Origin of the sequence: Thermoanaerobacterium thermosaccharolyticum DSM 571, assembly GCF_000145615.1 — a bacterium.
In the GTDB taxonomy this organism is placed as follows: Bacteria; Bacillota; Thermoanaerobacteria; order Thermoanaerobacterales; family Thermoanaerobacteraceae; genus Thermoanaerobacterium; species Thermoanaerobacterium thermosaccharolyticum.
Window position 1 is genome coordinate 290,663 of the sequence record NC_014410.1, and the last position, 19,523, is coordinate 310,185.

19 protein-coding genes and 1 CRISPR repeat array (1 of these 20 cut by a window edge) are annotated in these 19,523 nt (G+C 33.9%); of the genes, 15 read left to right on the forward strand and 4 right to left on the reverse strand.

Annotation, left to right across the window (positions count from 1 at the left end):
• The first annotated feature begins 16 nt into the window (after nt 1-16).
• From TTHE_RS01495 to TTHE_RS01550, 14 genes are all read left to right on the forward strand, one after another.
• On the forward strand, nt 17-1,801 hold the full coding sequence (locus TTHE_RS01495) for a VirB4 family type IV secretion system protein (protein WP_013296855.1): 1,785 nt from the start codon (nt 17-19) through the stop codon (nt 1,799-1,801).
• The gene (locus TTHE_RS01500) at nt 1,801-2,736 is read left to right on the forward strand and encodes a M23 family metallopeptidase (protein ID WP_013296856.1); all 936 of its coding nucleotides are present in this window, start codon (nt 1,801-1,803) and stop codon (nt 2,734-2,736) included. Before TTHE_RS01495 ends, TTHE_RS01500 begins: the two co-directional genes overlap by 1 nt.
• 49 nt (nt 2,737-2,785) lie before the next feature.
• Nucleotides 2,786-3,118 (forward strand): hypothetical protein, encoded by a 333-nt coding sequence (locus tag TTHE_RS01505; protein WP_013296857.1) that lies wholly within the window; start codon nt 2,786-2,788, stop codon nt 3,116-3,118.
• A complete protein-coding gene (locus TTHE_RS01510; RefSeq protein WP_013296858.1) occupies nt 3,111-3,803 on the forward strand; it encodes a DUF6710 family protein in 693 nt (230 codons plus the stop codon). The genes TTHE_RS01505 and TTHE_RS01510 overlap by 8 nt, the downstream gene beginning before the upstream one ends.
• A gap of 118 nt (nt 3,804-3,921) precedes the next feature.
• Complete coding sequence (locus TTHE_RS13875; RefSeq protein ID WP_081441837.1) at nt 3,922-4,032, forward strand: putative holin-like toxin; 111 nt, start codon at nt 3,922-3,924, stop codon at nt 4,030-4,032.
• A gap of 275 nt (nt 4,033-4,307) precedes the next feature.
• Nucleotides 4,308-5,405 (forward strand): hypothetical protein, encoded by a 1,098-nt coding sequence (locus TTHE_RS01515; protein ID WP_013296859.1) that lies wholly within the window; start codon nt 4,308-4,310, stop codon nt 5,403-5,405.
• A 121-nt stretch (nt 5,406-5,526) separates the two neighbouring features.
• Nucleotides 5,527-5,610, forward strand: coding sequence for a putative holin-like toxin (locus TTHE_RS14960; protein ID WP_223814591.1), 84 nt, complete (start codon nt 5,527-5,529; stop codon nt 5,608-5,610).
• A 159-nt stretch (nt 5,611-5,769) separates the two neighbouring features.
• Nucleotides 5,770-5,985: a hypothetical protein gene (locus tag TTHE_RS01520; RefSeq protein ID WP_013296860.1), complete on the forward strand. Its 216-nt coding sequence runs from the start codon at nt 5,770-5,772 to the stop codon at nt 5,983-5,985.
• Nucleotides 5,986-6,448: 463 nt separating this feature from the next.
• Entirely contained in the window at nt 6,449-6,676 is a 228-nt protein-coding gene (locus tag TTHE_RS01525; RefSeq protein ID WP_013296861.1) for a DUF5348 domain-containing protein, read from the forward strand.
• A gap of 101 nt (nt 6,677-6,777) precedes the next feature.
• A complete protein-coding gene (gene dhiT, locus TTHE_RS01530; RefSeq protein ID WP_013296862.1) occupies nt 6,778-7,026 on the forward strand; it encodes a type II toxin-antitoxin system toxin DhiT in 249 nt (82 codons plus the stop codon).
• Between the two features lie 6 nt (nt 7,027-7,032).
• Nucleotides 7,033-7,281 carry a DUF2442 domain-containing protein gene (locus TTHE_RS01535; RefSeq protein ID WP_013296863.1) on the forward strand — a complete coding sequence of 83 codons (249 nt, stop codon included), beginning with the start codon at nt 7,033-7,035 and terminating at the stop codon, nt 7,279-7,281.
• A gap of 43 nt (nt 7,282-7,324) precedes the next feature.
• Complete coding sequence (locus TTHE_RS01540; protein WP_013296864.1) at nt 7,325-7,897, forward strand: Uma2 family endonuclease; 573 nt, start codon at nt 7,325-7,327, stop codon at nt 7,895-7,897.
• Nucleotides 7,898-7,920: 23 nt separating this feature from the next.
• Nucleotides 7,921-8,916: a stalk domain-containing protein gene (locus TTHE_RS01545; protein ID WP_013296865.1), complete on the forward strand. Its 996-nt coding sequence runs from the start codon at nt 7,921-7,923 to the stop codon at nt 8,914-8,916.
• A gap of 145 nt (nt 8,917-9,061) precedes the next feature.
• Nucleotides 9,062-13,258 (forward strand): PKD domain-containing protein, encoded by a 4,197-nt coding sequence (locus TTHE_RS01550; protein WP_231292703.1) that lies wholly within the window; start codon nt 9,062-9,064, stop codon nt 13,256-13,258.
• Between the two features lie 339 nt (nt 13,259-13,597).
• Here TTHE_RS01550 and TTHE_RS01555 read toward each other — a convergent pair whose 3' ends face one another.
• The 3 genes from TTHE_RS01555 to TTHE_RS13690 all read right to left on the reverse strand — a co-directional run bounded on the left by TTHE_RS01555 (nt 13,598) and on the right by TTHE_RS13690 (nt 16,466).
• Nucleotides 13,598-14,422: an ExeA family protein gene (locus TTHE_RS01555; RefSeq protein WP_231292682.1), complete on the reverse strand. Its 825-nt coding sequence runs from the start codon at nt 14,420-14,422 to the stop codon at nt 13,598-13,600.
• On the reverse strand, nt 14,423-15,661 hold the full coding sequence (locus TTHE_RS01560) for a DDE-type integrase/transposase/recombinase (RefSeq protein WP_013296616.1): 1,239 nt from the start codon (nt 15,659-15,661) through the stop codon (nt 14,423-14,425). It abuts the gene before it with no gap.
• A gap of 232 nt (nt 15,662-15,893) precedes the next feature.
• A complete protein-coding gene (locus TTHE_RS13690; protein WP_013296617.1) occupies nt 15,894-16,466 on the reverse strand; it encodes a DUF6431 domain-containing protein in 573 nt (190 codons plus the stop codon).
• A 268-nt stretch (nt 16,467-16,734) separates the two neighbouring features.
• Between TTHE_RS13690 and TTHE_RS14120 the strand changes: the two genes are divergently transcribed.
• The gene (locus TTHE_RS14120) at nt 16,735-17,439 is read left to right on the forward strand and encodes a hypothetical protein (protein WP_041587405.1); all 705 of its coding nucleotides are present in this window, start codon (nt 16,735-16,737) and stop codon (nt 17,437-17,439) included.
• 81 nt (nt 17,440-17,520) lie between these two features.
• Here the strand turns inward: TTHE_RS14120 and TTHE_RS01575 are convergent, their stop codons facing one another.
• Nucleotides 17,521-18,390, reverse strand: coding sequence for a copper amine oxidase N-terminal domain-containing protein (locus TTHE_RS01575; RefSeq protein ID WP_013296868.1), 870 nt, complete (start codon nt 18,388-18,390; stop codon nt 17,521-17,523).
• Nucleotides 18,391-18,751: 361 nt separating this feature from the next.
• A CRISPR array of direct repeats spans nt 18,752-19,523; the repeat unit is 30 nt; unit sequence GTTTTTAGCCTACCTATAAGGGATTGAAAC; it runs 1,948 nt beyond the window's last position.

The window sequence follows — 19,523 nt, forward strand, 5'->3', positions numbered from 1 at the left end:
GTAAAGAGGTGAAATTATGAGAAAAAAAGAAGCAAATGTACTTACAGGTTTGATTGATATGATATCGCCTCAAGCACTTGAATTTAGTGGAAAGCAGGTTGTTTTTAATGATCAATTTGCAAGGATAATGGTTATTGCAGGTTATCCTCCTAAAGTAAATGCTGCATGGCTTTCTAAGATTGCAGCAATGCCTGGTGTTGTGTGTTCTGTTCACATTGAACCTACTGATCCGACAAATCTCATTTTAAGTTTAAATAAGGCTATAGGGGAATATGCAGGCAGACTTGAAATGGGCGGTAATGCCCTTACAATACAGCGAACTGAGCAATCTTTGAAGGATGCTGAGGAGCTTATGAGAAAAATAGACCAGGAACAACAGCAAGTTTTTTATGTTACTGTGGTTTTAATGGTTCTTGATAATGACCAGCAAAGTCTTGATAGGAAAGTGCGGCAGGTTGAATCAACTTTAGCAGCTTCGGGGATGAGAGGGAGAATTCTTGTCTTTAGGCAGGAGGAAGGTCTTAAGGCTGTAGGACCATGGTGTATGTTACACGATGATGTAAAGGATGCAGGAGGAAGAAATATGCCTGCAGAAACTGTTGCTGCTTCTTTTCCTTTTACTGCATCAGGCATAAATGATGGAAGTGGTGTTGTATTGGGAAAGGATAGAGATGGAGGATTGGTTTTGGTTGATATATGGAAGCGGGGTGGAGACAGGACTAATTCTAACTGGATTATCTTAGCAAAGCCTGGAGCAGGAAAGAGCTTTACTGCTAAAATGCTTCTTTTAAGAGAATACATGCAAGGCAGCAGAGTGATTATTATAGATCCAGAGAGAGAATATAAGGATATGTGCAAAAAGCTTAATGGAGTGTGGATTAATTGCACAGGCGGTGAAGGCAGAATAAATCCTCTACAAGTAAGGTTAAGACCGGTTGAGGAGAAAGAGACAGATGAATCTAATTCTCTTAAGAGTCCTTTGGCACTACATATTCAGACATTAAGGACTTTTTTTAGTTTATATCTTAGAGATTTGACAGATGTTGAAAAGGCAGCATTGGAAGATGCTTTAGTAGAAGTGTATAAAAAGGCTGGCATTTTGTGGGATACGAATCCTGAGGACATTTCAAATGATACGTGGCCAAATATTAGGGAGCTTTATGAGTATTGTGTTAAAGCATCTGAAAACAATCCTGATGCGTATGGAAGACTTTCAGTGCTTCTTAAAAGAGCTGCTGAAGGAGCGGATTCGTACCTTTGGGCTGGGCCAAGCACTGTTGAAGCTGATTCTGATTTTATTGTTTTTGATGTGCATGAACTGCAGAATGCAGAGGATCAAGTAAAAAGAGCACAGTACTTTAATGTTCTGTCTTTTGCATGGAATATTATTGAAAGGGATAGAAAGGAGAAGACAATCTTAGTTGTAGATGAGGCTTGGATGCTTGTAGATCCTCAGACACCTCAAGCAATAGCATTTTTAAGGGATACTTCAAAAAGAATAAGGAAATACAATGGAAGCCTTGTCGTGATAATCCAAAATATAATTGATTCTCTTGCACCAGAGGTTCAAAGATATGGACAGGCACTTCTGGACAATCCTACTTTTAAACTTCTTCTTGCACAAGGAGAAAAGGACTTAGAGACAATATCAGGGCTTATGAATTTGTCTGAAGCCGAGCACGATCTTTTAGCAAACGCAAAAAGGGGAGAAGGACTTTTTGTTGCAGGTACTAAGAAGATTCATATTAAGATTGAGGCGGCGCCTTATGAGCTTCAGTACCTTACTGGAGGCGGAAATTAATGCAAGTTTTAGGAAAGGTGATCATAGCTTTTTTGCCTGATGATCTAGGAAGTGTTTTAAAGTTTGCACTTCTTTTTATTTTGATTCCAATTGTATTTCTTACATTGGCTTTTGCTGGACCTGTTACTGCTTATGAAAAGATACCTCTTGTAAGCTATGAGCAAGTTCAGATGTACATAAGTACTGCAGAAAAGGTAAGTGAAAGTACAAAAAATCCTTATAGCGAAGGTGTAGAAGTTGATTGGAAAGATCTTGTTGCCATAGATGCTGTAAGATTTAAGCAGGATTTTAGTAAGGCAAACCTTAATGAAATTGAAGAACTGGCAAAGATGTTTATAGAGATAACAGGATATATAGAAGTTAAGGAAGGTGATGATGTTGTTAGATATCCTATTTACCGGCTTAGAAGTGTTGATGAAGTTTTAAATATGCTGAACTTTACTAAAGAACAAAAAGATAAGGTTAAGGAATTTCTAAGCATTGATTTTTCTGAGTTTTTGGATTCGCCTGCTACTGATATTTCTAGTGGGTGGACGCCTGTTGAAAATGAACTTAAATGGCCATTGTCTAGTGGGTACACAATAACTTCAGGTTTTGGTACGAGGATTGACCCTGTTTATGGTGGAGAAAGGTATCACTCTGGTGTTGATATTGCTGCACCGCTAGGCACTCCAGTCAAAGCTGCAGCAGATGGCGAGGTAGTATATGCAGGATGGAATGACGGTTACGGATTAGTTGTCTTTATATGGCACAGCAACAATTTAGAAACAAGATATGCTCATTTATCTAAAATAGCGGTAAATAAAGGTCAAATTGTAAGAGCAGGTGATGTTATTGGCTATGTAGGTTCTACAGGGAAAAGCACAGGTCCTCATCTTCACTTTGAAGTGAGAAACGGAGGGAAGGCTGTAAATCCGTTAGACTTTTTTAAATAGTATCTAATTGATTATTTGTGAATGAATAAATTATAATGGAGGCAGAGAGATGGAAAAGCTTTATTATATTTTAAATCCTTATAACAGCTGGGAAAATGATGAGGGAGAAGAAAGGAATTTAGAGGCAAGAAGGGCTTTGCAGGAATTTTACGTGGAATTTAAGAAATTGAAACCTTCCAAAAAATATGAAAAAAGAGATATACTTCATATGTCATACATTTTTCACCTTGTTAAAATTAAAAAGGCCCTTAAAGAGCAAAAATACATGAGGGCGTGTAATGAACTGATATCTTTGATGCATTATGAACCATTTCTTCAAGGCAGGATTTATTACAACGTCATTAAATTGTTAGAAGAGGAGGTGGGACGAAGTTTTGTTTAGAACAATTTTTAAGAGAAGGGTAGAAAATAAAAGTTTTTTAGCTAAGATGGATCCGGCTTATGAGTTTAAGTATGCTCTTGAATTTGCTCAACAAATCTATGAAGAAGAAAAAACAAAAGAAGACCAGATTTTAATATTGGATTATATACTTAGCGTTGTTAGAGAAGATTTAAAATATGATATTTTAACGGATATTTTTTATAGGGAAGAATGGTTTGATAGGGAATTGAGAATACAACTTCCTTTTCCTTACTATTATTACAATAAAGAAGGAATCAGGCTTTCAATATATGAAGCCGATGCTGAAGTAAAAGAGGTTGATTTAGCAAAAGAATGTGTTTTAGTTTTTCCATGGCACAGAGAAAAGATGAGAGAAAGTATTAAAAATATAGGGAGAAATGAATTTGTATATCAAAAAACCAATCATAAGGCCTATTATTTTTCACCTATAAATATCTGTTTTGTATATAATGGAATGCATTCTATAGCTGCAGGTGTTGGATTTAAAAGGGGATATATTGAAGCTGATGAATATGATGTCAGTAAACTTTACGATCATGTATATACAGATGGGTTATGCTGGTATAATAGCCATAATAACCAAAAATTAGACGATCTGCTTGATTTCCGTATCGGAATTATTTATGAGATATCAAGGATGAAATATCAAATTGAAAAAGAATAGAAATAGATTTTTATATTGAAGATATATGGACTTTTATGGTATTATATGGATATGGTAATCGGATATAGCAGGGTGTGGTTGCCACCTCTATTTCGCAAAAGAAAGGAGGTGGTGTGATATGAGTACATACCAAGCAATTCAGATAATGATTGCATTTGGGATGTTTACAATATCACTAATCTCCTTGATTGTTAGCCTGATAAAGGATAACAACAAAGGAAAAAAATAATCACCCTGCCCGCCACGCAGAGTGATTAGATAAATTTTTCGCTGTGTGGCGACCGCACTTTGCGGTGCCGATTACCTATGTTTATTATAACACAAAAAAGTGCAAAAGTAAACAATCATTCTATTATTAACACGTTTATGAATTGAACATGCAAAAATTGTATTAAAAGCAGTACGGATTTTTCATTTTCGTTTTACTCAAAACAAAAATCCGAATTTATAACGCACCTCTGCTTATATTTGCAGAAGTGCTTTTAATTTTATGGAGGTGAAAATTTGCTTCTATCAATTATTGTTACTAAACAGATGTCAGAGAAGATAAAAGATATTTTGGAAAGTGGAGAAGATATTGTTTTTAAGCATATTGGTAAACTGGACTCTGAAAGCGTGAAAGATGTATTCTACTCAGCTTCAAGAATTTCTTCTGAGGCTATACTGGTAGATATAGATGTTTTTCCAGGAAAGGAGATTGTTTCTGCACTTCAAAGTTTTAGAATATCAAGGCCAAATACAAGAGTGATCATTATTGCTCCTGAAAGAAAACCAGGCGATGAGATAATTTCTTCTATAGTTGGCCTTGGTATATACGATATAGTTGCAGAGGTAAAAGATTTAGATTGGAATGAGATAATTAATAATGTTTTGCTGTCTACTCCTGCAACATATTCACAGGCTGCAAGATGGCATACAGGGCAGTTTGTAAGTGATGGTGGACGAAATAGAGAAAGAGTAGTAATAGAAGAGAGACCTTCTGGTGTTATTGTTATAGCAGTTGCTGGTGCCGCACATGGTTTGGGATGTACTCATACAGCTTTTTCTTTAGCTTCTTTTCTTTCACGTTCAGGCTATTCGGTAGCTGTTATAGAGGATAACCAAAGACCTGCGTTCTCATATTTCATAAATGTTTTGAAAGCAAAAGAAGGGAAAGTAAAAGATTCGCATGTGATTCATGGAATAGATATTTTTGCATTAAATGAGAGTAAAGACAGAGGTGATTGGAATTTTGATACGTTGGTCAAAGAGATTAAGGCAGGACAATATGAATATGTCATTAGAGATCTTGGTGTTTTGGATTCGTCAAGGATTAGAGAGATGTATAGAGCAGATGAGGCTTTTATTGTTGCATCGGCTGCAAAATGGAGATGGAATGAGTGTATGGATAAGCTTGACAATGAATTTAGTATTATCTTTCCTTTAGCATCAAACAGTGATGTAGATGAATTTTCTTTTTATACATATATTAAAGGAACGGCTTTTCCTTACTGTCCCAACCCTTTCAGTAAAGACAATGATTCGGTCATTTTAAAGCTACTTGATCCGGTATTACCAAATAGACGGAAAAAGAGAGCTTTATTTGAAAAGTTACTGATTTAGAAACAGATTTTGCATTCTTATGTTGTAGATATCTACGTTATTGTGGTATTATATGGATAGAGTAATCGGATATAGCAGGGTGTGGTTGCCACTTTCCCGCGAAGGGAGGTGGTTGCTTATGATGAATACATATGAAACATTGTCTTTAATGATAATGTTTGGAATGTTCGTCATAGCAATTCTTAGTTTTAACAGAAAAAAATAACCACCCTGCTGCAACCAGAGTGGTTATAACTTTATAACTTACGCTGGGCGACCGCACTTTGCGGTGCCGATTACTCTCACTTATATTATAACACGATGAACATAAAAGTAAACAGTATTTTAGTGTTTTGTTCTTAGTTTAATAAAGGGAGATTTATACATGATTTTGAGAAAGCAGCTAAAAAATAGCAAACTTGGGTATCACTTTATTTTTGCAGGTGCTTTACTGATTTCTTTTACGGAAATTATTAGAAGATACATTGTAGTTGGAGATTTCGTAGATGGACTTTGCATAGGAATAGGTATTGGGCTAGAAATCCTTGGAATCATAGCTTTAAGGAAATACTATAATAGTCAAAGAGTGTCTAATCAGTAAATTGAGATAAAATGATTTTCACTACATTTTGTTTGAAAATTATATTGTATAAAATTCTATTATAGAAGTACGGATTTTTCATTTTCGCTTTGCTAATCAAAAATCCGAATTTATAACGCACCTCTGCTTATATTTGCAGAAGTGCTTTTATTTTTTGTATATTTTTTGGGTCTAAATAATGGAAAGTACTCTTGCGAGTACTTTTTTAAAATTTGCCTCCCGCTTTTTGGATTATACGCCTGCTCGGTTTACGGTCAAGAGGTTCGCTTTTGCCGTGTGAGCATATCCTCCTTTCGCTGCGCTTCAGTCCGGTATCCCTCCCACGCCTCTTGACCTTCAATTCGCAGGCTCTGTTTTTATTCCCTGCCGGGAGGCAAATTTAATTTTGATTTGAGCTTAATGTTTTGGGTCTTAGTAGAGTAGCATGTTTCAATATTATGATTTCTTAAAGGGGGATATCGAGATGGAAGTGATTAATGGTTTTGTTAAATGGAATTATGAGACAGACAGATATAACATAGGAGGGTATGATCTGCATTCTGGTGATTTCGTAGATTTATGGGATAATTGGAGTCTTAGATGGATATGTGGCAGGGTCGAGTTTAGAGATGGTAGATATGTATTATTAACAATAGATAAGGAGATCAAAGAGTTTTCTCTGAATCAAAAAGCAAAATTTTATAATATTTAGAAAAAATAACATGAATATGGATGTTTATGATATAATATAAGTGTAATGTTTCAAGAAAATTCGGATATATTAATGTTTTAAAAATAAGGAGTGATATTAAAATGCCAGAAATAACGAGGTTTTATGGGATAGTAATAAAAATGTATTTTGGAGATCATTTACCACCGCATTTTCATGCTATATATGGTGAATATGTAGGTATGTTTAACATAAATACTTTAGAAATGATTGAGGGAGATCTTCCTAAAAGGGCAAGAGAAATGATTATTGAGTGGGCAAGTAAATATCAAAACGAGCTATTAGATATTTGGGAAAGTCAAAAATTCATAAGGTTACCCGGATTGGAGTGATGAGATATGTATAAAATTATTGATGTAAAGGCTGCAGATGATTACAAATTGATTGTTACTTTTGAAAATGGAGTAATAAAAGAATATGATATCAAACAAAAACTTAATGAATGGCCATTTGAACTATTAAAAAATAAAGCATATTTTAGAGCAGTAAAAGTTGACGTTGGAGGGTATGGCATAAGTTGGAACAGTGATATAGACTTAAGTGAATATGAACTTTGGAATAACGGAAAGAGCATAAGTTTGGCTTGATAAAAATGTCAAATAGGACAGCTTTATACAGGAGGGAATATATATGTCATTACCAAAAGAAAGTAAAAAATATACGTATGCTGATTATTTGACGTGGCCGGAAGGAGAAAGATGGGAGATAATAAATGGAGTTCCATATAATATGAGTCCATCACTGGAGCGGAAACATCAGAAAGTTGTAGGAGAATTATTTGCTTATATCCATAATTATTTAAAAGGAAAGACTTGTGAGGTCTATAATGCTCCATTTGATGTAAGATTGCTTGATGAGAATGTTAGTGATGATGTGACAAATGTAGTACAGCCTGACATAGTGATAGTGTGTGATCCGAGAAAACTGGATGATAAAGGCTGTAAAGGAAGTCCTGATATGATTGTAGAAGTAGTTTCTCCTTCAACATTAAAGAGGGATTTAAAAGAAAAATTTTATTTATATGAAAAGGCTGGAGTAAAAGTATATTGGATCGTATTTCCTGATGAAAAAACTGTGCTGTCGTACCATTTAGGCGAAGATGGTAAATACAAAAGACCAGAAGTATATTCAGAAGAAGACAATATAAAGGTAGGGATTTTTGAATCATTGGAAATCGATTTGAAAGATGTATTTGATTATTAAAATGAAAGAAAGGAGCTTTTAAAATGAGAAAAACTGTTTCTATGGTCATTGCGTTTTTACTAATCTTTTTATCCATTCCTGTTTTTGCTTTAGCTTCAAGTCAGAGTGATGAATTACCTTATCAAGACTGGATAGACAAAGGCTGGATAAAAGCAATATCACCTGATGAAAATGGTCATGACAAATTAGGATGGTATAGTATTATGCCGGGTAAAGAAAAAGAAATAGCATATAGCGATAAGCTTAAAAATACGGACAGATTAATTGTTGTAGTTGGAAGCTTTTTAGCAAATAATAATTTAGAATATTATCAAAGTGAAGGTGGTAGTGCGGTTGCGTTATGCGATGTTACTAAACTGAGAGAAAATTATAAAGAATTATATGGCGAAATCAAGTATAATAATCCTGACACATTAAAATACGATTTTTGGAAAGGACTTGTTACAATAAATCTTGTCAGCATTAATGGTACTCCGTGGCAAGAGACGAAATACAAAGATGTATTGCTTCAAAATTTTTATGATAGATGGGAAGGTTTAAAAGATCCTGCATACAATAGATATTTGATTGATCCTAAGTGGAATGGATATACTGATGAATGTATCTATAATTGGGATGGGGTAGATGTTTGGATTGGAAAAGACGACATTACTGTAAGATATGAGCTTAAAGAAAATAAAGGGAAACTGCCGACGGAAGTCATATCCGATAATGGAGTCTCAATGATACCGCTTAGAGGCGTAATGGAAGAATTGGGTGCGACAGTTGATTACGACTCTAAAACACAAGAAATAACCATAAAAGATAAAGGAAAAACAGTTGTATTAAAAGTAGGTTCTGATAATGCAGTAGTAGATGGAAACACTGTTAAAATGCCAAGAAAAGTATATGTCAAAAGTGGATATACAATGCTTCCTCTAAGATTTGTAGCTGAGAATTTAGACCATGCAGTACAGTATTTAAATGATGGGACAATAATGATATGGAGAGCTAAATATACTACGCCTCCGAGTATATAATGCTTACTTTATAGAAGCTTCAGGTGAAACTGAGGCTTCTTTTTTTATAGAAAAAATTTAAAAGGAGTTGATGCTTTTGTCAAAAAGATTTAAAAGAATTCTATCTATTATCACTTTAATTACTTTTTTGACAGGATTAATTTATATGCCAAAGTCTAAGAATGTTTATGCTGCAGTAATAGATGATTCAGGAGATTTGAATTTAGCCATTGATACTCCTGTAACAATTACGGCAATAATTCCTTTTGCAAACCCAATTCCACCAAAATCTAATGATAAGAAACTTTACTCAGGCAAGTGGAATGTGATGGTAGATGGTACGCTTGCAGGATATGACAAGGTAGTAAGACACATCTATTCAGGTGGCAGTGCAGAACAGTACAATTTTATAAAATACAGCACTATACCACAGTGGATAACAGCGTTTGGTGGTAATCCATCTTTCGTTAATACATATTTAAGTCAAATCAAGCTTAATATATCTGGTTCTGACCGAGTATATATTAGATATCTTACGGAGCTTTGTGGTGCTCATGTGACAGGATATAAGGTATTGGATGAGAAGGGAGGCAAAGGAGAAGTATATGTTGCTACAACAAGACCTCCTTCTGCAAACATATCTATTTCACCAGCAAATCCTAAGGAAAATGATAATGTAAAGATTATGGTTTCTGGAACATCATTTTTTAATTTCTGGAATACCGATTTAAAAAATACTTTAGGACTTCAAGATAAAATTGTATATACAGTTGACATAGATGGACAAAGAGTTATTAGCGCTAAGACATTGTTAAATCAACAAAATTTTACTGATACAATTGCAAAGACTTTTAATGCTGGCCAGCATACTATAACTTTGTATGTTAGAGATGCTGTAGATAGGCTTACAAGAAAAGATTTCACATTTACGGTAAGTGCTGCAGCAACACCACCACCTCCACCAGGAAATATACAAGCGGGAATAAATCTTACGTTAGATCCACCATCTCTTAAAATAGGAACAACAGGAAATGTAAATGCGACCATTGATGCCAGTTCATCAGTATCGAGTGGTACAGGACCTTTTGGTGCAAGATTTTGGCTGCAGGTGAATGGAACAGATTTATTGGGTTCAGATGGCACAGTATTGCAGAATTTAGCGTCTCTTTCACAGGCAAAATATACAAAATTAATAAGTAATGCAAAACCGGGAGATAAAGTTTGGGCGAAAGTCCGAGTTTATGACCAAAGTATAAACAAGACTTCAGAAGTAGAGACGACAAAAATAATTGGTCAATATGAAGATGCGCCAACGCCGGAACCTACACCTCCACCAGCCCCAACACCTGTACCGCCAGTTGCCGGAATAAATGCCCCATCAGAAGTTATACAGGGTGATGATGTTAGAATAAGTTCTTCCAGTTATGATCCAGATGGGGTTATAACAAATTATAGCTGGGGATTCAGCCCGTCAAGCGGCATTGAAGGCTCTATTTCAGGTGACAGTGGAACAATATCTTTTAGCAATATTGGGACATATACAATAAAGCTTACTGTAACAGACAATGATGGATTAAAAGACACTGCAGAGAAACAGATAGAAGTAAAACCTGCTATTCCTGAAGCGTTTTTTGATTATACAGGAGCATTAAAAGAAAACAGAAAAGTAGTTTTAGATGCATCAGGAAGCTATACGTCGCCGAAATATCCAATGGTTTGGGATGCAACAGAATGGGAGATAACACCTGTAAGCAGTGGTTTGACGCAGGATGATATAAAGATAGTGTCATCAACGGATATGAAAACAAGAACAGTTCTCTTTAAGAAAGCTGGAGATTACAAAGTAAGAGTAAAAGTAAAAAACAGTGCAGGAAATTACTCTGATTGGTATGAAAAGACATTAACCGTTGTTGAAGATTTACCGCCTGTTGCTGACTTTTTTGTAATGACAACTGCTTTAAGAGACCCTGCAAACAGTAATATGGCAAAGATACAGCTTATAGATGCTTCTTATTCTCCTGATGGAGATAAAATCGTTCAAAGAATCTGGAAATACAAATATGACAGTAATAATGATGGAAATTTTGATGATGAACAATGGGTAACTTTAGACAGCGGTAATAATGTTAATCTTGTTTTGTATACAAAAGATGTTGGTAAGTATTTATTTGAGCTTTCAGTTAAAGAAGATTTTGGGGAGGAAACTATACCTGAGTTTGTGTCACCATCTGATTACAAAACTGCTGATACTTCAAATAAACCTATGAAAGATAAGATATGTGAAGTAATAAACTTACAGCCTGTAGTAGATTTTGAGATGTATGAAAAGAAAAAAGCAGAATTGGTCATAAGGGTTGGTAAACTGAATAATTATGATGCAAGGGTAAAACAACTGGAGGATGGTATAAATAATTTATTAATACCGCTTTTAAAGAGCAAAAATATTGATGTGAAAGTTATTGATAGCGACTTTGGAACAGGAACATATGGCGGTAATACAAGCTTCAATGGCAGCCAGTATACTGTGTCGAGTTATATTATTAAAGCAACAGTAGATACTACAGGTAGGTTTGGAGTTACTACAGTGGAAGGATTTCCGGGAATTACGACAGATGATAATAAATTTTTGCTTTATGCAGGAGATGTTTCAGGTACATCTGCACTTGTAGTGAAGATAGATGGCAATTTATATAATTTATATGGCTATACGCCTACTTCAATTATTACATCTGATGGAAAGATAACAGTGAATTATGGAACAATAAATGGAGTGGATATACAAGTAATATATACAATATATGATGATAAATATGTACTTATTAACTTCGTCGCGACAAATAAAACAAACGTACAAAAAAATATAGGATTTAAGATATATTATGATACATGTGTTGCAGGTAATGATGGTTCTCCTATAAAAGTAGTAGATAAAGGATTTGAGATTTACAATGATTCTTATCAGGTCAGAGCGGTCGGTGTATTGAAAAATAATGATGTAGTTACGCCTCCAACAGATTGGCGTATGGAACACTGGAGCAGTAGCAATTTTACTTATTTCCCTTACGACGATGGAATTCCGCATTATTCTAACAGCTACTATGTTGGACAAACATATCAGACTAGTGATACAGCCATAAGTTTATGGTGGCATTCTCAAGAAGTTTCACCCAATCAGAAAAAAAGCATAACTACTCTACTTGGTATTGAAAGGCCTACTGAAGCAAAATTAAGTATGATCAGGGATAGTCTTTTAAATACTGTTTTCAGCGATTTAGATGCTGGCAAGTATGTATTACTATTTGATGATTTATCTTTTTTAGATTATAGTGATGATAATGCTAAAACTAATTTTGCTAATACAATAAATCAATTGTCATCAAAATTAATAATGGCAGGACAGACGAGTTTTCCTACATCACAAGCAGATGGACTTATTGGCTTAATAACAGATGGGGGATTTAAAACTATTGATGACAATATAAGCAATCAGCTTACAGCTATTGCGAATTATATTGCAAAAGATTTAGAAAATCAGCAGAATATTATTGAAAAGTATGTCGTATTAGGCGAGCCGATAGATATAAAGACATATTACAATGATCCGGAAAACGACCCTAAATATCAAGAAAGATGGATGTACATTCATGATCCGAATTACTTTGAAAACAGTTTGGGACTTGCTGACTTTAATGAAAAATATCTGAATAGTCCTGTAACTGTATTTGATAAGGTTGGTAAATATGAGGTCCAGTATCAGGCGAGGGATAATCCTAAAGATGATGATAGATTTGATAACTACAGATTGTGGAGCTATAAGCCCTTAAGCACTATGTATATATATGTCCACAGAAGACCTATTGCACAGTTTGCTGTGTCGATGACGCCCAGCGGTTCTAATTATGTTGTTTCAATTGCTGACCAGAGTTATGACCTTGACCATATGTCACTACCTAATAAAGGTATACAAGCATGGGAATGGAAATGGAAAGAAGTAAATGAAGCAACATGGCACGATGGGAAAATGTCAGGTACTTTTCCTGTAGGCAATACTTATTTGGTGTATCTTAGGGTGCAAGATTTAGAAGGAGCATGGAGCGAGCCAAAAGTGCAGACAATAACGACGCAGAACATAAACTTACCTCCTGTTGCACAGTTTACTGTTAATCCAATTACACAGGTTATTAATAAAACAGTTACAATAACTGATCAAAGCTATGATCCAAATGGCGATCCTATTGCGGAGTGGCAGTGGAGAGTGCAAAAGCCTGACGGTACGTGGATAAATTATGGCGGTACAATGCCAAATAATATTTCCTCACTGGGAGTTGGAACATATACGATAGAGCTTAAGGTTAGATGTTAAACAGCAAGATATTACATCCTGAAAAATAGAGATTAATTAAGCTGACTTATCCTAAAAAGTATAAAGATTAAACAATCACTAAACATTGTTTTTACTCAAAAATTCACATTATACAATCTATAAGATCATATTATTCTAAAATCATATACATATAGCTTTAAGTATATCCATCTTTAGGTTTTACGCTTTTTGGGTAAATGCCATCTTGAATGTACCTTCTCCCCCCGGATTGAACCGGGAGAAAGTTGTTTTATGGCACCAACCCTCTCCGAAGTGCTCAGGTTGCACCCCTGCATTTCCTTATCCCCTCCGGAGAAGAAGATACACTCATATATCCAATTATTCTGTAATATTTATATCACTTTGAGCTCTAAATACTAGCTCACCATTTATAGTTTTTTGACTTTCTTTAGCTCCTAATATCATTGACATTTCTGCAAGTAAATTAATTTTTCTCAAATATCCATTTGTGCTTGAATATATTAATTCAATTGCGTCATCAGTAAATATTGTTTCATTGCATCCTGCACATTTTAATCTGGATGTTATATATTCTTTTGTTTCATCTTTGTTTAAACCCTTAAATGAATAATTTAAAACTATTCGCTGCCTTAATGCTTCATGTGCTTGTCTATTCAACTGTATAATTAATTGTGTTTGTCCAGATAATATAAGTAATGCATAATTTTTTGTGTCCATGTCAAAATTAAATATAATACGTAAATCATCAAGGATTGAGTTGCTTATGAACTGAGCCTCATCAACGATGATAACGGGAGTTATGTTTTTTGAATGATAACTTAATATTACATCCTGTATCTGGCGAAACATATCACATTTTCTATGCTTCGGTATTAATCCTAAGCCGTCGGATAAATACCTGTAAAAATCCATAACGGTAAGTGTTGATATTGGTATGTACACAACCTTGTACATATTAGGATTTAAAGAAGTTACAAAGCATTTTAGTGTATATGACTTACCAGATCCAGGATCTCCTGTTATTAACCCAAATCCTTTTTTATCTTTTAAAAATTCTAATCTGCTCATTGCTTGTATATAATCCTGTGATTTGTAGTGATATTTCACATCACAGTCTTTAGAAAATGGATTAAATGTTAATCCATAATATACATTGAACATTGTTTTTCCTTCTTTCTTCATTTACAAAGAAAAGTCTATTTCTTTTCTTCTTATCTTAGAATTATCAATTTTGTTTACTGGATGTATTGTTTGTAAGAGTTTACCGTCTTCGCTAAAAATATATGCTTTATCAAGTGATTTTGGATAATATCGTATATTTACATAATCCCCAATATACTGCATTGGTACTTCAAATTTAATTTTTTCTATTGATACTGTCGCATCTTTAATTACACGCCTTTTGACTCTATAGAGAAATATGTTATCAAGATCTTCTTTAGAATTTATGAATTTCATCGTGTCTGTGTATTTAATGAATTTCTCTATAGGCTTCATATTTGTTGATGAATGTACTGTTTGATGATATATTCCTTCAATATATTTATTCAAGTTCTCATTCAATTCGTCTATGGAAGATATTTTCTGCCAATCAAATCCATACATCCATTGATCTTTTAATGTCCTGAAAAATCTTTCGATTTTTCCTTTTGATTCTGGCGAATACGGTTCAGCATAACATAAAGACGTTCCCAATGATGCACATATTAAATGCAATTGTTCGCTTTGGAATACTTTGCCGTTATCAACAAATAGCTTTTTAGGAACACCTCTTTTCGAAACGGCTTTTTTGAACGCATCAATAAGTGATATGACATTATCTGTATCATAAAATTCTGCATGTGTTATTAACCTTGATGAATCATCCAGAAAAGCAATAAGGTATGTTTTAATCTTCTTGTCGTTGATAATTAAGTATGGACCCATTGATATATCAGATTGCCAACAGTCATTAGGATACTCCATTTCAAAAGATCTCCTGTCTTTTGTGTTTAATGCTGATGTAGATATTTTAGTTTTTCGAAGATATCTTTGAACTGTAGATAAGGATACTTTATCAAGCTCAATAAACTTTTTAACCAAAAGTTCCTGATAGATTGATTTAGCTGATCTTCTTGGATTATCAAGTTTTAGATTCTTAATATAGGCTTTAACATCATCAGTTAAAACTCTCGAAGCACCTTTGTCGCATCTGCTTTTTGGATATAAACCTTCAAATCCATATTTTCTGTAACAGTAAAGCCATGTCTTAATTGTATTAGGAGAAAATTCTCTTTTACCTAATGAAGGCACATCATAAACTTTAGAAGTAATAACCTCCATATATTCTTTTGCAGTTTCCTGAGTGTAATTTTCATTGATAAGCGGTGCTATCAAAGAAAATTTAAAGTAAGCAATTTTTTGTTTAACATCATTATCCATGCCTAAAAACCTCCTCGATTTAATTATCAGTATTATTGACTGGATAATGATGGTACATTCACAAAGGTTATGTGGAGAGATAAAATGCGAATTAGATAAATTTACATAGACAAATTCAGATTAAACATTTTTAATCGAATTAAAATAATTATACAGTCAAAAATAGCGGTAAATTATGATAAAAAAACACGACTTTTGTAAAAAAGCAAAAAAATTCTACCAAGAATTAAATTTAAACTTTTTTGAAAAAATGTACTTTCATCAAATCAAAATAGTGTAAATTAAACTTTAGCTTTTCTTTTGTATATTTACAAATATTGCTTATCAAAGTTCTAGGTGATAAACTGTTCATTGTTTCAATGTATTCTCGAAAATTAGCAAAAAAGCTGTGAACATAATTCAAAATCGAGAGAAATCTCATTTTGAAATAACTGATATTTTGCTCTTTTACAAAAGACAAATTAAACTCTTTAATGATTTCATCAGCAACATATGTAGTGCCATGTCCATCGATAAATATTTTTTTCAAAGAAGTTAGAATAACAGATAAAGGATAGATAAAATATGGCACAAGGAAATCCGGTATTAAAGCATGTGTCTTATGGCATACAGGACAAATAACTCTTGCTATGGTAATATCTATGCAATTATTGTCAATAAAGACACCCCTGCAGTAATAACCGTGCCTATACAATTTACCGTTGTAATTGCAATTAGGACATCCAGATGGTGTATCTATGTACAAATATGATTCATTTTCGATATATTCATGTATATTTTTAACTGGAAAGGCTATAATTATCATTGTGATACCTTTCTTGGGGTGGTAATTAATTTTACCGCCCCATTATTTTTCTATAATTGTAGGCAAGATTAACCAATCTTATACATGAATATGAAAATTAATTAACTTTATATAATGGATAAGGTTAAATTATTTTGCTTTTTATATCACTTTTTATATTGAAATAATTTGCTGTATAACAGTTAGAGATAATCCTCGCGTTGGTACATCATTATGGTCAGAACCTTACACACAGACTGTAACTATTATACCAGAGAACAATAAACCAGTGGCCAGATTCACAATAAATCCAAATCCAGTAGTAGCTGATGAACCATATACGATAGATGACACAAGCTATGATCCAGATGGAGATCCAATTGTGGCCAGGGAGTGGAAGGTTCAAAAACCTAATGGAACGTGGGTGACGATAAGCGAATGGAAGCCTACTTTTGAGGAAATGGGACTTGGAGATGATGGGACGTATAAGATACAGCTAAGAGTATTAGATGACCCAACAGGCAGAAATCCAAACCTCACGCCTATGTGGTCAGATCCTTATACAGTTACAGTACAAGTTCAAGGAAAGCTTATTGTAATTGGAAGCTCTAACAAGTCAACATATAAAGCTGGCGAAGCAATGATTTTATACGCCAATACAGAAGGGAAAGCTTACAGAGTAGAAGCAAAGATGTGGTATTCTAAAAATGAATTTACTTCATCTAATGTTACTACTTTAGTATCAGATATTACTTTAACCAGTCCACCACAAGATGTAATGACGTGGCATACAAAGCATACGAAAGCAGAGGGAAGGGATATTGTAGTGATAATTCCTAAAGATATGGCTGATGGTACTTATCAAGTTGTGTTTACTGCTTATAAGCAACTTTTAAGCGGTGGAATAAAGACGGTTACAGATACTATCACTGTAAAAGTCAAGGGCTCAATATACGACCATTCAAAATCAGAAATAATAGGGCCTAAGATTTGATAAATGGATGTTTATATAAGTTGATTAAAAAAGGTGGCCTTTTTTACAGGTCACCTTATTTGCTAAACTTATAGCTTATTTTTAGTCACCAACAGTCGCAATTTGGCCTTCTTGATACCAATTTACAGATTTATTGAAAAGTTGGCTTATTGCTCTTAATGGCACCATTACTCTATTTTTATATATTATGGCAGGTGCATCGATTGCTTTTGCATTTCCATTTACTTTTATATTGGTTGTATTTACAGGCATGTATATATTTATGTTGCCTGTTTTAATATTTACTGTTCTGTTATTGTTATCCCAGCTTATAGCGTTATTGTCCACACCAATTGCGTTTGCCACGGCTCTTAAAGGAATGTATGTACGATTGTTGTATATCATTGGATTTACATCAGATAATACTTCTTTGCCATTAGCAAATACATGCGGTGTATTATCTTTTTTTACCATGTGATATATTTTTCCAAGAAGCGCATAATTATCTTGAGAGTGCTTTAAGCTAATTATTTGTTTTATTACATTGATTGCATTATCAATTTGGCCATTTTGAAAATCATTTATTGCTTCTGTTTTTAGATCAGCGATTTGTGCTTCTAACTGATCATTTTGACTTAATGTCTTAAGTTTTTGCTCTAATGCTTTAATTTTATTAGAGATTTCTAAAGCTTTTGCAAATTGATTGTTATTTATAGCTGTTTCCAATTCCTGTTCTAATTCTTGAATTTGTGAATTTATTGCGTCAATCTGAGAATTTTGTATTGTTGTGCTGTCGCCTGAAGTTTGATCATAAACGCTGTCGCTTACAGTAGTGTTATCGTTGCTTGTTACTGCTTGTGTTGATGTTGTTGTGTTATCAGATGTACTACTTGTCGTATCATCTGCAAAAGCCATAAATGGAATGACAACCAATGATAAAATCAACATCGCTGTAATTATTTTTTTAAACATAACATCCCTTCAAAAATATTTTTTTAAATTGTACCATAAAATTGTAAACAAACTGTGAACAATTTATAGCTAATTTGTGAACAAAATAAAAAAATACAAAATAGACATAAAAAGTTAAAATGCAAGGAGGAATTTGGAGAATTATGTAGAATATATTTATATAAAGCTGTTGTATTAAGTAATAATTTGTCGTCTACCTTAAATAGTGCAAAAAGAGCAGGACATCGACGACATTTTAGGGATTTCTTATTTAAGCTTTTATCAGGAGAGATTAGAGTTTGCAGCATTATCAAGTATGATAGCTTGACGTTGACCTGATTTTTTATAAAATAAGAGTGGCTTTATATAAGGAAGTGAATGAGTTTTTAGCCTACCTATAAGGGATTGAAACTTTTACAAATACAGTATCCAGTACAGGTGCTACAAAGTTTTTAGCCTACCTATAAGGGATTGAAACTGACTAAAATTAAAGCAGTAGCAAGAAGAGCAGGTTGTTTTTAGCCTACCTATAAGGGATTGAAACCCTCCTTCTGATATATTCTTGTCTTGATTTCTTGAAAGTTTTTAGCCTACCTATAAGGGATTGAAACTTAGATCCAGTTATATTATTAAATCTTATTTTTATCCAAAAGTTTTTAGCCTACCTATAAGGGATTGAAACGGTGTAAAGATTTATAAAAAGCTTTCAGGTAGTAGAGTTTTTAGCCTACCTATAAGGGATTGAAACTTAGTCTTAACAACAATACCTTGACGCAAAATACAAGTTTTTAGCCTACCTATAAGGGATTGAAACCTGTCAACATAGCCATTATTGAAATACTTTGGCGGAAGGTTTTTAGCCTACCTATAAGGGATTGAAACCCGCTTGCGATAGCGTCTTCGACAGGACTTTCAAGGTTTTTAGCCTACCTATAAGGGATTGAAACTCATAACGAATAAATTCAACCTTCCCGCCCCTTTTGGTTTTTAGCCTACCTATAAGGGATTGAAACGCTAATACAAACGCCCAGGCAGGAAGACAAACGGCCCAGGTTTTTAGCCTACCTATAAGGGATTGAAACTCAGATGCAAAAGCTAAGGATTTAATATACGCTGCTAGTTTTTAGCCTACCTATAAGGGATTGAAACCTTCG

What these genes read in the sequence shown, in the direction of transcription:
- TTHE_RS01495 (WP_013296855.1), top strand. Translation starts at nt 17, where the DNA reads ATGAGAAAAAAAGAAGCAAATGTACTTACAGGTTTGATTGATATGATA.
- TTHE_RS01500 (WP_013296856.1), top strand. Translation starts at nt 1,801, where the DNA reads ATGCAAGTTTTAGGAAAGGTGATCATAGCTTTTTTGCCTGATGATCTA.
- TTHE_RS01505 (WP_013296857.1), top strand. Translation starts at nt 2,786, where the DNA reads ATGGAAAAGCTTTATTATATTTTAAATCCTTATAACAGCTGGGAAAAT.
- TTHE_RS13875 (WP_081441837.1), top strand. Translation starts at nt 3,922, where the DNA reads ATGAGTACATACCAAGCAATTCAGATAATGATTGCATTTGGGATGTTT.
- TTHE_RS14960 (WP_223814591.1), top strand. Translation starts at nt 5,527, where the DNA reads ATGAATACATATGAAACATTGTCTTTAATGATAATGTTTGGAATGTTC.
- TTHE_RS01520 (WP_013296860.1), top strand. Translation starts at nt 5,770, where the DNA reads ATGATTTTGAGAAAGCAGCTAAAAAATAGCAAACTTGGGTATCACTTT.
- TTHE_RS01525 (WP_013296861.1), top strand. Translation starts at nt 6,449, where the DNA reads ATGGAAGTGATTAATGGTTTTGTTAAATGGAATTATGAGACAGACAGA.
- dhiT (WP_013296862.1), top strand. Translation starts at nt 6,778, where the DNA reads ATGCCAGAAATAACGAGGTTTTATGGGATAGTAATAAAAATGTATTTT.
- TTHE_RS01535 (WP_013296863.1), top strand. Translation starts at nt 7,033, where the DNA reads ATGTATAAAATTATTGATGTAAAGGCTGCAGATGATTACAAATTGATT.
- TTHE_RS01540 (WP_013296864.1), top strand. Translation starts at nt 7,325, where the DNA reads ATGTCATTACCAAAAGAAAGTAAAAAATATACGTATGCTGATTATTTG.
- TTHE_RS01545 (WP_013296865.1), top strand. Translation starts at nt 7,921, where the DNA reads ATGAGAAAAACTGTTTCTATGGTCATTGCGTTTTTACTAATCTTTTTA.
- TTHE_RS01550 (WP_231292703.1), top strand. Translation starts at nt 9,062, where the DNA reads ATGCCAAAGTCTAAGAATGTTTATGCTGCAGTAATAGATGATTCAGGA.
- TTHE_RS01555 (WP_231292682.1), bottom strand. Translation starts at nt 14,422, where the DNA reads ATGAAGAAAGAAGGAAAAACAATGTTCAATGTATATTATGGATTAACA.
- TTHE_RS01560 (WP_013296616.1), bottom strand. Translation starts at nt 15,661, where the DNA reads ATGGATAATGATGTTAAACAAAAAATTGCTTACTTTAAATTTTCTTTG.
- TTHE_RS13690 (WP_013296617.1), bottom strand. Translation starts at nt 16,466, where the DNA reads ATGATAATTATAGCCTTTCCAGTTAAAAATATACATGAATATATCGAA.
- TTHE_RS01575 (WP_013296868.1), bottom strand. Translation starts at nt 18,390, where the DNA reads ATGTTTAAAAAAATAATTACAGCGATGTTGATTTTATCATTGGTTGTC.